Annotated in this window: 12 protein-coding genes; 11 read left to right on the top strand and 1 reads right to left on the bottom strand. The window is 66.8% G+C overall.

Annotated features, from left to right (window positions below):
- Positions 1-82: 82 nt before the first annotated feature.
- The 9 genes from sdhC to FVQ98_RS16065 all read left to right on the top strand — a co-directional run bounded on the left by sdhC (position 83) and on the right by FVQ98_RS16065 (position 7,843).
- Entirely contained in the window at positions 83-514 is a 432-nt protein-coding gene (gene sdhC, locus FVQ98_RS16105) for a succinate dehydrogenase, cytochrome b556 subunit (protein ID WP_147914475.1), read from the top strand.
- 23 nt (positions 515-537) lie between these two features.
- Entirely contained in the window at positions 538-903 is a 366-nt protein-coding gene (gene sdhD, locus FVQ98_RS16100; protein ID WP_147914474.1) for a succinate dehydrogenase, hydrophobic membrane anchor protein, read from the top strand.
- A gap of 44 nt (positions 904-947) precedes the next feature.
- Positions 948-2,753, top strand: a complete 1,806-nt coding sequence (sdhA, locus tag FVQ98_RS16095; protein ID WP_147914473.1) for a succinate dehydrogenase flavoprotein subunit — start codon at positions 948-950, stop codon at positions 2,751-2,753.
- Positions 2,754-2,782: 29 nt separating this feature from the next.
- On the top strand, positions 2,783-3,487 hold the full coding sequence (locus FVQ98_RS16090; RefSeq protein ID WP_147914472.1) for a succinate dehydrogenase iron-sulfur subunit: 705 nt from the start codon (positions 2,783-2,785) through the stop codon (positions 3,485-3,487).
- Positions 3,488-3,511: 24 nt separating this feature from the next.
- The gene (locus tag FVQ98_RS16085; RefSeq protein WP_147914471.1) at positions 3,512-3,793 is read left to right on the top strand and encodes an FAD assembly factor SdhE; all 282 of its coding nucleotides are present in this window, start codon (positions 3,512-3,514) and stop codon (positions 3,791-3,793) included.
- 42 nt (positions 3,794-3,835) lie between these two features.
- The gene (gene gltA / locus FVQ98_RS16080; protein ID WP_147914470.1) at positions 3,836-5,131 is read left to right on the top strand and encodes a citrate synthase; all 1,296 of its coding nucleotides are present in this window, start codon (positions 3,836-3,838) and stop codon (positions 5,129-5,131) included.
- A 228-nt stretch (positions 5,132-5,359) separates the two neighbouring features.
- Positions 5,360-5,845: a GNAT family N-acetyltransferase gene (locus tag FVQ98_RS16075; RefSeq protein WP_147914469.1), complete on the top strand. Its 486-nt coding sequence runs from the start codon at positions 5,360-5,362 to the stop codon at positions 5,843-5,845.
- 82 nt (positions 5,846-5,927) lie between these two features.
- The gene (locus tag FVQ98_RS16070) at positions 5,928-6,728 is read left to right on the top strand and encodes a sulfurtransferase (RefSeq protein ID WP_147914468.1); all 801 of its coding nucleotides are present in this window, start codon (positions 5,928-5,930) and stop codon (positions 6,726-6,728) included.
- A 644-nt stretch (positions 6,729-7,372) separates the two neighbouring features.
- Complete coding sequence (locus FVQ98_RS16065; RefSeq protein WP_187265767.1) at positions 7,373-7,843, top strand: PadR family transcriptional regulator; 471 nt, start codon at positions 7,373-7,375, stop codon at positions 7,841-7,843.
- Between the two features lie 220 nt (positions 7,844-8,063).
- Here FVQ98_RS16065 and FVQ98_RS16060 read toward each other — a convergent pair whose 3' ends face one another.
- A complete protein-coding gene (locus FVQ98_RS16060; protein WP_147914502.1) occupies positions 8,064-8,450 on the bottom strand; it encodes a VOC family protein in 387 nt (128 codons plus the stop codon).
- Between the two features lie 247 nt (positions 8,451-8,697).
- Between FVQ98_RS16060 and sbcD the strand changes: the two genes are divergently transcribed.
- Entirely contained in the window at positions 8,698-9,951 is a 1,254-nt protein-coding gene (sbcD, locus tag FVQ98_RS16055) for an exonuclease subunit SbcD (RefSeq protein ID WP_147914466.1), read from the top strand.
- Positions 9,948-13,412 carry an AAA family ATPase gene (locus FVQ98_RS16050; protein ID WP_147914465.1) on the top strand — a complete coding sequence of 1,155 codons (3,465 nt, stop codon included), beginning with the start codon at positions 9,948-9,950 and terminating at the stop codon, positions 13,410-13,412. The genes sbcD and FVQ98_RS16050 overlap by 4 nt, the downstream gene beginning before the upstream one ends.
- Positions 13,413-13,429: the final 17 nt, after the last annotated feature.

Here is a 13,429-nt window from a genome sequence, read left to right as displayed (position 1 = left end):
GGCCTTGCTGCATTGCAATAGAATTTAACGGTTTGTCCGCCGATCACAACAACATCGCCAATTCTTCCACGAGAGTCTGCCCATGAGAGAAGTCGCCAAACCCCGTCCAGAGTACCGGAACATCAACGCCTTAAGCGATCTGCCCCATTACCGGTGGCCGTTGGCGGCTCTGGTGTCGGGTGCGCACCGCTTCAGCGGTGTCCTGATGTTTCTGCTGCTGCCTTTCGTGCTCTGGCTGTTTGATAAATCGGTGTCGTCAGAAATCTCGTTCGGGCAATTCATCTCTGCCTTTACCAACGGCCTGATCGGTCTGCCGGGCTGGTTCATCAAGCTGGTGGTGCTGGCGCTCATCTGGGCCTACCTTCACCACTTCATCGCAGGCCTGCGCCACATCTACATGGACGTGTCGCACAAGACCACCAAAGCATTCGGCCGCCAGTCGGCCGCGGTCACGCTGGTGCTGAGCATCCTGCTGACGGTGGTTCTGGGCGCCAAGTTGTTTGGCCTGTACTGATTCAGAGGAAGAAGGAAACCACCATGGCTGTCAACTACGGCTCCAAGCGCACGGTCGTCGGCGCGCATTACGGTTTGGCCGACTGGCTCGTCCAGCGTTTTACCGGCGGCCTGATGGCGATCTTCACCGTCGTGGTGCTCGCCCAGGTCCTGTTCTCGCACGGCCCGATGGGCTACGACAAATGGGCCGGCATCTTCGCGTCGCAGTGGATGCGCGTGCTCACCTTCTCCGTCATCGTCGCACTGGTCTGGCACGCATGGGTCGGCATGCGGAACGTATGGATGGACTACGTGAAATCGGTGGGCGTGCGGATGACGCTGCAGGCCCTTACCCTGGTGTGGCTGATCGGTTGCGCGGGCTGGGCTTTCCAGATCGTGTGGCGCCTGTGATCCCCGCTGCGCCGATTCAAGACAAGAACGACTGAACCACGACCATGAGTTACACCAAAGATCAAGTCAACGTCCGCAAATTCGACGTGGTCATCGTCGGCGCTGGCGGCTCCGGCATGCGCGCCTCACTGCAGCTCGCGCGCGCCGGCCTGAACGTCGCCGTGCTGTCCAAAGTCTTCCCCACCCGCTCGCACACCGTGGCAGCGCAGGGTGGCGTCGGCGCCTCGCTCGGCAACATGAGCGAAGACAACTGGCACTACCACTTCTACGACACCATCAAGGGCTCCGATTGGCTGGGCGACCAGGACGCCATCGAGTTCATGTGCCAGGAAGCGCCCAAGGTGGTGTACGAGCTTGAGCACTTCGGCATGCCTTTCGACCGCAACCCGGACGGCACGATCTACCAGCGCCCGTTCGGTGGCCACACGGCCAACTACGGCGAAAAGCCGGTGCAGCGCGCCTGCGCCGCGGCCGACCGCACCGGCCACGCCATGCTGCACACGCTCTACCAGCAGAACGTGGCGGCCCACACCACGTTCTTCGTGGAATGGATGGCGCTTGACCTGATTCGCGACGCCGACGGCGACGTCGTGGGAGTGACCGCCATCGAGATGGAAACGGGTGACTTCTACATCCTGCACGCCAAGACGGTGATGCTGGCCACCGGCGGTGCCGGTCGCATCTTCCAGGCCTCCACCAACGCCTTCATCAACACAGGTGACGGCCTGGGTATGGCCGCGCGTGCGGGCGTGCCGTTGCAGGACATGGAGTTCTGGCAGTTCCACCCCACCGGCGTGGCCGGTGCCGGCGTGCTGCTGACCGAAGGCTGCCGAGGCGAAGGCGCCATCTTGCGCAACAGCGAAGGCGAGCGCTTCATGGAGCGCTATGCGCCCACGCTGAAGGACTTGGCCCCGCGCGACTTCGTGTCCCGCTCTATGGACCAGGAGATCAAGGAAGGCCGTGGCTGCGGTCCCAACAAGGATTACATCCTGCTGGACATGACCCACCTGGGCGCCGACACCATCCACAAGCGCCTGCCGTCGGTGGAAGAAATTGGCCACAACTTCGCCAACGTCGACATCACCAAGGAACCGATCCCGGTGGTTCCCACCATCCACTACCAGATGGGCGGCATCCCGACCAACATCAACGGTCAAGTGGTCGTCCCGATGGGCGACGATCCGAACGTGCCGGTGCGCGGCCTGTACGCGGTGGGCGAATGCTCCTGCGTCAGCGTGCACGGCGCCAACCGCCTGGGCACCAACTCGCTGCTCGACCTGCTGGTGTTCGGCAAAGCCGCCGGCAACCACATCATTGCCAACCACAGCAACGGTGCATTCAAGCCCCTGCCCGCCACTGCGGCCGACTATTCGCTCGAACGCCTCAATCGCCTCGAATCCGCCAGCGACGGCGAATACGCGCAGCACATCGCCAACGACATCCGCAACACGATGCAACAGCACGCTGGCGTGTTTCGCACGCAGGCCAGCATGGACGAAGGCGTCGTCAAGGTCGCAGAACTGCGTGAACGCGTCAAGGGCCTGGGCCTGAAGGACCATTCGCGCGTGTTCAACATGGCGCGCCAGGAAGCGCTGGAAGTCGAAAACCTGATCGAAGTCGCCCAGGCCACCATGACCTCGGCCGCTGCCCGCCACGAGTGCCGTGGTGCACATACCGTGCTCGACTACGAGCGCCCGGCCGACGACCCGGTCGCGCCACTCGGCCGCAACGACGCCGAATGGATGAAGCACACCCTGTGGCTTTCGGAAGGTAACCAGCTCGGCTACAAGCCGGTGCGCACCCAGCCCCTGACGGTGGACACGGTGCCACCCAAGGTCCGCACGTTCTAAGCCCCGGCCCGGTTCCAAGGAAATCCACGATGCAAAAACGTACCTTCAAGATCTACCGCTACGACCCGGACAAGGATGCCAAGCCGTACATGGAGACGGTGGAAGTCGAGCTGGAAGGCAACGAGCGCATGCTGCTCGACGCGCTGATCAAGCTCAAGGAAAAGGACCCTACCCTGTCCTACCGCCGCTCCTGCCGCGAAGGCGTGTGCGGCTCCGACGCCATGAACATCAATGGCAAGAACGGCCTAGCCTGCTTGACCAACCTGCGCACGCTGAAGGACCCGATCGTGCTGCGCCCGCTGCCTGGCCTGCCGGTGATCCGCGATTTGATCGTGGACATGACGCAGTTCTTCAAGCAGTACAACTCGATCAAGCCTTACCTCATCAACGACACGCCCGTGCCCGAGAAAGAGCGCCTGCAGTCGCCCGAGGAGCGCGAAGAGCTCAACGGCCTGTACGAGTGCATTCTGTGCGCCAGCTGCTCGACCAGCTGCCCCAGCTTCTGGTGGAACCCCGACAAGTTTGTCGGTCCTGCCGGCCTGCTGCAGGCCTACCGTTTCATTGCCGACAGCCGCGACACCGCCACCGGCGAGCGTCTGGACAACCTGGAAGACCCGTACCGGCTGTTCCGTTGCCACTCCATCATGAACTGCGTGGACGTGTGCCCCAAGCACCTGAACCCCACCCGAGCGATCGGCAAGATCAAGGAATTGATGGTCCGCCGCGCGGTCTGATCGGCCAGCTCTGATCTACAGCGCATGACCGACGCTGCCCTGGACGAACGAGCTATTGCCAAGCTGCGCTGGCGCTGTCGGCGCGGCATGCTTGAAAACGATTTGTTCATCGAGCGCTTCTTCGAGCGCCATGAACACGAAATCACGCCCGCGCGCGCCCATGCGCTGGGCCTGCTGATGGATCTGTCCGACAACGATCTGCTCGACCTCTTTCTGAGACGAAAAGAACCCGTCGACGATCTCGACACGCCGGATGTGCGCGAACTGCTGGTCCTGCTGCGAGTCACGCCTCGCACAGCACCCTGAGGCAGCACCTCCGCCCACCAACCTGTAAGGAATCCAGACGACATGAAACTCGCCGACAACAAATCGACCCTGTCCTTCTCCAACGGCAGCCCCGCGGTGGAGCTGCCGGTGTACCAGGGCACCATCGGTCCCGACGTCATCGACATCCGCAAGCTGTACGCGCAAACCGGCATGTTCACGTACGACCCGGGCTTCATGTCCACGGCGGCGTGCCAATCGGCCATCACCTACATCGACGGTGACAAGGGCGAACTGCTGTACCGCGGCTACCCCATCGAGCAGTTGGCCCAGAAGTGCAACTACATGGACACCTGCTACCTGCTTCTGAACGGCGAGCTGCCCAACGCCGCGCAGAAGGCCGACTTCGAAGACCGCGTGACCAAGCACACCATGGTCAACGAGCAGATGCAGTTCTTCCTGCGTGGCTTCCGCCGCGACGCGCACCCAATGGCCGTGCTGACGGGTCTGGTCGGCGGCCTGTCGGCCTTCTACCACGACAGCACCGACATCAACAACCCGGAGCACCGCGAGATCTCGGCCATCCGCCTGATCGCCAAGATGCCCACGCTGGTCGCCATGGCCTACAAGTACGGCAAGGGCGAGCCGTACATGTACCCGCAGAACAACCTGAGCTACGCCGGCAACTTCCTGCGCATGATGTTCGGCACGCCATGCGAAGACTACAAGGTCAACCCGGTCATCGAAAAAGCGATGGACCGCATCTTCATCCTGCACGCCGACCACGAGCAGAACGCCTCCACCTCCACCGTGCGCCTGTGCGGCTCGTCGGGCACCAACCCGTTTGCCGCCATCGCGGCCGGCGTGGCCTGCCTGTGGGGCCCGGCCCACGGCGGCGCCAACGAGGCGGCGCTGAACATGCTCTACGACATCCAGAAACAAGGCGGTGTCGAGAAGATCGGCGAGTTCATCAAGCAGGTCAAGGACAAGAACAGCGGCGTCAAGCTGATGGGCTTTGGCCACCGCGTCTACAAGAACTACGACCCGCGCGCCAAGCTGATGCAGGAAACCTGCAACGAAGTGCTGGCCGCCATGGGCCTGGAAAAAGACCCACTGTTCGCGCTGGCCAAGGCGCTGGAAAAGATCGCCCTGGAAGACGAGTACTTCGTGTCGCGCAAGCTGTACCCGAACGTCGACTTCTACTCCGGCATCGTGCAGCGCGCCATCGGCATCCCGGTCAACCTGTTCACCGGCATCTTCGCCCTGGCCCGCACGGTCGGCTGGATCGCTCAGTTGAACGAAATGATCGCCGACCCCGAGTACAAGATCGGCCGCCCGCGCCAGCTGTACGTCGGTTCGCCGCGCCGCGACGTGCCCTGATCCGCGCCCTCATTGCAGGGCGCAGCCCGCACCGAACCCGCCCACAAGGCGGGTTTTTTGCGCCTAGCACGGACTCACCACAACTATTTTTTTGATAGCTGCTCGCGCAATTGGTTGTAGGGCCAGAGGTCGATTTGATTCAAATATTGACCGATAGGGCATGGCGTCGAACACTTGCGCAGTCGCGTGCCGCAGCCCAACCCGGGCGCCCTCGCCCACAATTCGCCCATGCCCGACCTTACCATCCGCCCTGCCACGCCCGCCGACATCCCGACTCTCTTGGGCTTCATCCGCGACCTGGCGATTTACGAGAACGCCGTGGACCAGGCCCAGGCCACGCCCGGTCATCTGCAGCGCACGCTCTTCGACGCTGGCGCCAGCGCCCATGCCTTGGTCTGCGAACGCGCCGGCGCGGCCATCGGCTTTGCCGTGTACTTCTTCAACTACTCCACCTGGCAGGGGCGCAACGGCCTGTACCTGGAAGACCTGTATGTCGACCCCGCCGCGCGCGGCAGCGGTGCGGGCAAGGCGCTGTTGCAGCACCTGGCGCGCATCGCCGTCGACCAGGATTGCGGCCGCTTCGAGTGGAGCGTGCTGGACTGGAACCGCCCCGCCATCGACTTCTACGAAAGCCTGGGCGCCCTGCCGCAGGGCGAATGGGTGCGCTACCGCCTGAGCGGCGACGCGCTGCTGAAGTTGGCCCAAGCGGCTTGAACCGGCGCGACTGCGGCACGGAAGTCTGAGCGTGGCAACGCATCGTTTCGTAAGCCCGACGCGCGCTTTTTACAATCGGGGGGTGAACCCCAATCTGCCCGTCCTCAACATTTCCGCTTACCTGTTCGTGCCGTTGACCGACCGCGAGACGCTGCGCGAGCAACTTTTCGCCGCCGCCGAAGCGCGGGCGCTGATGGGCTCCGTGCTGCTGGCCGAAGAAGGCATCAATATGTTCCTGGCCGGCACGCCTGACAACGTGCGCGCCTTCGTCGAAGAACTGCGCGCCGACCCACGCTTTGCCGCCCTGGCGCCCAAGGAAAGCTGGTCTGCTCGTCAGCCCTTCCGGCGCCTCTTGGTCAAGCTCAAGCGCGAGATCATCCGCATGAACCACCCGGCCATCCGCCCCGCTGCGGGCCGCGCACCGGCGGTGAACGCGCCCACGCTCAAGCGCTGGCTGGACCAGGGCCATGACGATGCAGGCAAGCCCGTGGTCATGCTCGACACGCGCAACGCCTTTGAGGTCGACTACGGCAGCTTTGATGACGCCATCGACTGGCGCATCACCAAGTTCACCGAATTTCCACAGGCGGTGATCGATCACCGCGCGCAGCTCGAAGGCAAGACCGTGGTGAGCTTTTGCACCGGCGGCATCCGCTGCGAAAAGGCCGCGATCTACATGCACGACCTGGGCCTGACCAACGTGCTGCAGCTCGAAGGCGGCATCCTCAAGTACTTCGAGGAAGTCGGTGGCGCCCACTACCACGGCGACTGCTTCGTGTTTGACGGCCGCGAAGCCCTGGCGCCCGACCTGAGCGCGCGCTCCAGCGAGCGCAGCGCCCGCGCCGTGGACGACCACGATCTGGCACGCAAGCTGACCGGCTGAGTCGCCGCCCAGGCGGCGCGCCGCGCTGAGGACGTCCTGCGTGGTCGCCCGAACCTGACGCTATTGATTGAGTAGCTGCCCGCGCAATGAGCTGTAGGGCCAGCGAGCCGTTGGGCGCCCCATTTTTTTGATGAGCGCCTCCTTCACGCGACCCGCGCCTTCGTGCGCAGCGCGCTTGCCAGCCCCGGCGCGCCTGCTCTCCGCCTCGTTGAATTCGTGCCGTCGCGGCCATAGCGTGATCGGCCACGCCGGCGGCTGATCTCCGCTCCCCGCGCATCAGCCCCCTTCACGCCTTGCGAGCGCCACGCGCATCCGCGACGTCACCTGCGCATGTGCCGCGCAGCACCTCAGCGTTCCGCCCGCGCCGACACAAGGTCGCGCCGTCAACGCAAAGATGTGTAAAGCAGCGACATGGGCTCTTGTTCTAAGCTGTATTACGATATATCTTTGACACATCTTTAACCACACAGGGTCAATCAATAATGCCTCCTCACCACCATCACCATCCGCACCACCACCATCCTCACGCCCCGCGCCACGCGCATGGCGACGACTTTGGCGGCGGCGGTCCCGGGCCGCGTCACCATGGGCCCGGCCACGGCCCGCGCCATGCCGAACACCACCAAGCACGCCGGCGCGAACGCATGTTTGAAGCCGGTGGCCTGCGCCTGTTGGCGCTGCACCTGATCGCCCAGCAACCCAGCCACGGCTACGACCTGATCCGCGCCGTGGGCGAACTGGTTGGCGGCGATTACCAGCCCAGCCCCGGCACCATGTACCCCACGCTCAGCGTGCTGGTCGACATGGGCCACATCACCGCAACCGAAGCCGCGGGTGGGCGCAAGCAGTACGCCATCACGCCCGAGGGCCAGGCCGCGCTGGCCGAGCAGGACGCGGCGCTCCAGCAACTGCTGGGCCGCCTGTCCGAAGGCCGCCGACACGAGCGCCACCAGCGCCCGGCGGCGCTGATCCGCGCGCTGGAGAACTTCCGAACCGCGCTGCGCCTGAAGCTCGACGGCCGCCCCGGCGTGCCGGCCGAGCCGCTGACCGACGTTCAGGTCAAGGCGATTGCCGCGGTGCTGGACCAGGCCGCGCTGCAGATCGAAGCGGCCTGAACCGCCACGCCGGCGTGTCGTCAACGCCCGGGCGTGACGATCCAACAGAAGAGCCGACGGCAGCACGCCGTCGGCTTTTTTTGTGCGTACACCGCTGCGTCAGGACAACGCCGGCCACCAAAAATCAAGAAAAATCAAGCGCTGGCCCTACAACCACCTGCGCTGCAAGCTTCTCTTTTTATAGCATTCTGTCAACCGCCACCGACCGCGGCGGACCGCCTCAAGCGTCCTTGGGCTCGCGGTGCAGCGCACAGATCTTGTTGCCCGCCGGATCGCGCAGGTAGGCGATGTACATGCGCCCCGGCTTCTCGCCGCGCCAGCCCGGCGGGTCTTCGCAGGCCACGCCGCCATGCGCCAAACCGGCCGCGTGGAAAGCGTCGGCCTGTTCGGGCGAACTGGCGGCAAAGCCGAGGGTGCCGCCGTTGGCGTGCGTGGCGGCTTCGCCATTGATCGGCGTGCTGATCGAAAACGTGCCACCGCCGCCGCGGTAGAAATAGCGGTGCTTGTTGGCCGCACCGGGCGCGATGCCCAGGGTGCCGAGCACGGCGTCGTAAAACTGGCGGGATTGCTCCAGGTCGGCGGCGCCGATCATGACGTGGCTGAACACAGGGACTGTCTCCTCAAAGTGGTTGAATTTTGGCCACTGCCCGCACGCTGGCTGCGCCCAGAACAGTGGCTTGGCCATCGTACCTTCGCGCCGCACCTTGGGCCGGCCCTGGCTGCCACGCGGGCGACAGCTCGGCATGGAGTGAGCGCACCTTTGCAGCCCCTGTCCGTGCCCCTTCAGCGTCGCAGCGCGATGATCTAATGCCAGCTTCTCTCCGTTGCCCTGCTTCGCGCCCCCATCTCTCCGCATGCGCCTTCTTCACACTTCCGACTGGCACCTGGGCCAGCACTTCATGGGCCAGACGCGCCAGGCCGAGCACGCGGCGCTGATCGACTGGCTGCTGAGGCAGGTGGATGCCCACGCGGTCGACGCCGTGCTGATCGCGGGCGACATCTTCGACACCGGCGCGCCACCCAGCTACGCGCGCGAGTTGTACAACCAACTGATCGGCCGCCTGTGCCGCGCCGGCGTGGCCCTGCTGGTGCTGGGCGGCAACCACGATTCGGTCAGTGTGCTGGGCGAGCACCAGCCGCTGCTGGCGCAGCTGAACGCGCACGTCGTCGCGGCCGTTGATGCCGACGCGGCGCAACACGTGCTGACGCTGCCCATGCGCGGCGACGCAGCCACGCTCGGCTGCATCGTCTGCGCCCTGCCCTTCATCCGCGCGCGTGACGTGGTGCAAAGCGACGCCGGCCAGTCGGCCGCGGACAAGCAGCTGGCGCTGCAGAGCGCCATCCAGGGCACCTACGCGCGCGTCTACGCTGCCGCGCAAGCGCTTCAGGCGCAGCACCTGGCGGACCACGGCCAACGTCTGCCCATCGTCGCCACCGGGCACCTGACCACCGTCGGCGCCAGCCGCAGCGAATCGGTGCGCGAGATCTACGTCGGCGCGCTCGAAGCCTTCCCAACCAGCGCCTTCCCACCGGCCGACTACATCGCGCTGGGCCACATCCACCAGCCGCAAAAAGTGGGCGGGCTGGACCACGTCCGCTACAGCGGCTCGCCCATCGCGCTGAGCTTTGACGAAGCGCGGCAGGCCAAGCAAGTGCTGCTGATCGACCTGGGCGCCGACGGCGTACAGCGCATTGAGGCCTTGCCAGTGCCCGCCTTCCGGCCGCTGGCTGCGGTGGCCGGCTCGCTCATCACCCTGCCCGCCGCGCTGCAGGCCGCCGCCGCGCCCGGCACCGCCGAATGCCCGGTGTGGCTGGAAGTCACGGTGCAGGAAGACGACTACCTGCCCGACCTGGCCGCGCGCGTCGACGCGCTCACCGCTGCGCTGCCGGTGCAGGTGCTGCGCGTGCGCCGCCAGCGCGGCACGGCCGCGCCGCAACTGGCGGGTGACGCGGGTGAGGCGCTGCACGAACTCAGCCCGCACGAGGTCTTCGCGCGTCGGCTGGCGCAGGAAACGCTGACGCCAGAACTGCGCACCGCGCTGGACACGCGCTACCGCCAGGTGCTGGACCAGCTCGGCACCGACGCCGCCGGCGGAGCGGCCGCATGAAAATCCTCAGCCTGCGTTTGAAGAACCTGAATTCGCTCAAGGGCGAATGGACGGTCGACTTCCGCCAAGCGCCGTTCAAGGACAACGGCCTGTTCGCCATCACCGGGCCGACGGGCGCCGGCAAATCCACCTTGCTCGACGCCATTTGCCTGGCGCTGTACCACCAGACGCCGCGCCTGCCCAGCGTGGGCGGCCAAAGCAACGAGCTAATGACGCGCCACACCGCCGACTGTCTGGCCGAAGTGGTGTTCGAGGTCAAAGGCACGGCCTACCGCGCATTCTGGAGCCAGCGCCGCGCACGCGACCGCATCGACGGCGCGCTGCAGGCGCCCAAGGTCGAGCTGGCTCAACTCACCGGCGACCACGGCGCGGGCGAGATCCTCAGCACCCACAGCGGCGACAAACTCAAACGCGTTGCCGCGCTCACCGGCCTGGACTTCGCGCGCTTCACGCGGTCGATGTTGCTGGCCCAAGGCGGCTTTGCGGCCTTCCTGAACGCCAACGCCAACGACCGCGCCGAACTGCTGGAAGAGCTAACGGGCACCGAGATCTACGGCCAGATATCGCAAGCCGTGTTTGAGCGTTCCCGTGACGCGCGCCACGCGCTGGAGCAGCTGCAGGCGCAGGCCGATGGCGTGCAGTTGATGGAGAGCGAGCAGCGCGACGCGCTGCAGGCCGACAGCACCCGCCTGCACGGTGAGCAGACGGCGCTTCAATCCCAACTGCAAAGCGCCAGCGGCCTGCGCCAATGGCAACGCGAGCGCGACCAGGCCGCCCAAACGCTGGCCCAGGCCGAGCAAGCACAATGCGCTGCCGCGCAAGCCCGCGCCGACGCCGCGCCCGAATTGCAGCGCCTCGCTGCTCACGCCCCCGCGCAGGCCCTGCAACCCACGCACCAGGCAGCGCAGCGCGCGCAGCAAGCGTTGACCGACAGCGCGGCCGCGCTGGAACGCCTGCACACCGAGGATGGCGCGCTGAACCAGCAGCTGGGCCAGCACCTGCGCCACGCCCACGCTTTGGCCACCCAGGCCGCGCAAGCGGCGCACAACCGCTTGGCAGCGCTGCAAGCCGAGCACGACCAGGCCGACGACCACCAGCGCGCGCACCCCGCCCACGCGTTGCTCGGCGAGCACATGGCGGACTGGCGCCTGCGTTTCGATCAGCGCACGGCCCTGCGCCAGCGCATCGCCGCGCAGGCCGCGCTGCTGCGCCAAGGCGAAGCCGACCGCGGCCAGTTGCAGGAACGCTTGCAGCAGCAGGAAGCGGCGGTCAAGGGCGCCGAGCAGGCTCAACAAGCTGCCGACACGGTGCTGAACACCAGCCGCCGCGCGCTGCAGGAACAGCTGGCCAACCACGCCGCCGACACCCTGGCCGCCCTGCGCGCGCACTGGCAAGCCGCGCAGCAGCAAGGCCAGTGGTGGCAGCAACTGGAAGACGCCGCGCGCCAACGCCGCCGCCTGGCCGCGCAAATCGCCGCGCGGCAACAACGCCAGGCGGCCGACCAGGCCGCGCTGGACCGGCTGACCCAGACGCTGCCCGCCCTGCGCGAGCGCTTCAAGGCGCAGCAAAGCGTCGTGGGCGACAAACAGAAACTGCTGGCGCAAGAACAGCGCATCCAAAGCCTGGAGGCGCACCGCCACGCGCTGCAGCCGGGCGAAGCCTGCCCGCTGTGCGGCGCAAGCGAACACCCAGCCATCGCCGCGTATGCCGCGCTGAACGTCGGCGAGACCGAACAAGCGCTGCACGCCGCCCAAACCGCGCTGGACGCGTTGCGCACGCAGGGCGAGCAATGCCGAGCCAACGCCGCCGCGGCGCAGACCCAGGTCGATCAAGGCAAGGCTCAGGCGACCGAGCTGCAGGAAGATGCCAGCGCCGCCGCCCAACGCTGGCAAACCTTGCTGGACCAGGCTGGGCCAGACACCAACGTCCCCGCCGCCGACGCCTGGCCGCGCGAAGAAGTCCTGACCCAAGCCGCGCAGGCCAGCGATGCGCGCACGCAACGCCTGGCGCAAGCGCTGGCCCAAGCCGAAGCCGCCGAGCAGGCCCTGAGCCGCGCCACCGAGGCCGCTGCCCACAGCGCCCAGGCACTGCAAGCCGCGCAGCATGCGCGCGAACGCCTGCAGCAATCGCTGACCGAGCTGGGCCAGCGCCAGGAAGCCGCCACACAGCAGCAGCGCGCGGCGCAGGACGAGCTGGACGCCGTGCACGCGGCACTGGCCCGCGCGCTGGCCGACGCCGGCCACGCCGTGCCGGAAGCGGACGACGCCGCCGCGCCCTGGCTGGCCGAACGCGCGGCCGAATGGCAACGCTGGCAGGCCACGCAGCAGCGCCTGCAGGCCTTGGCCCTCGACATCGGCACGCAACGCGCCGCCACCGAGCGCGCCGACGCCGACGCCACGCTGTGGACGGCGCGCGCGCAGACCGCACCGGCGGTGGCCGCGCCCGACACTGCGAACACGCTGGCACTGCCCACGACGCTGGCCGAAGCTGCGTCAACGGTCGAGCACATCACCCACACCCGTCACACGCTGGCGGGCCGGCTGGAAGCGGCGCAGGCGCAGCACGCTCGCGCACAGGCCGAGGCCGAACAGGCCACCGCCACCTGGGCCGCCGCCCTGCACGCCAGCCCATTGAGCGACGAAGCCGCGTACCACGCCGCCCTATTGCCCGCCGACGAACACGAACGCCTGACGGCCTGGGACGCCCGCCTGAGCACCGAGGCGCAGCGCGCCGCCACGCTGCTGGGTGAAGCGCAGGCGCGCCACACCGCACTGGCCACGCAGGCCCTGACCGACGAAGCGCCCGAAGCGTTGCAGGCGCGCATCGATCAGCTGCAGGCGCAGCGGGACGAATGCATCGCTCAACTCTCGAAAATCCGCACCCAGCTGGACGCCGACGCCGCGCGCCGCAGCGGCCAGCAGGCGCTGCTGACCCGCATCGACCAGCAGCGCGCCGACAGCGATCTGTGGCAGCGGCTGGACGGGCTGATCGGCTCGGCCAAGGGCGACAAGTACCGCCGGTTTGCGCAGGGGCTGACGCTGGACCATCTGCTGCACCTGGCCAACCAGCACCTCGCGCGCCTACACGGGCGCTACACGCTGCGGCGCAGGGCGACGGGCGAGCTGGAGCTGGAAGTGGTCGACGGCTGGCAGGGCGACGTGGCGCGCGACACGCGCACGCTGTCGGGCGGTGAAGGCTTTCTGGTCAGCCTGGCGCTGGCGCTGGCGCTGTCGGACCTGGTCAGCCACAAGACCTCGATCGATTCGCTGTTCCTGGACGAAGGCTTTGGCACGTTGGACGGCGACACGCTGGAGGTCGCCCTCGCGGCGCTCGACGCGCTGAACGCCAGCGGCAAGATGATCGGCGTGATCAGCCACGTGGAGGCGCTGAAGGAGCGCATCCCGGTGCAGATCCGCGTCGACAAAGGCGGCGGCGTGGGGCATTCGCGGCTGGTCTACTGAGCGGCAGCGAATCCCCT

Source organism: Ottowia flava (assembly GCF_008017535.1).
Taxonomy (GTDB): Bacteria; Pseudomonadota; Gammaproteobacteria; order Burkholderiales; family Burkholderiaceae_C; genus Ottowia; species Ottowia flava.
This window is presented reverse-complemented; position numbering and strand designations above follow the sequence as displayed.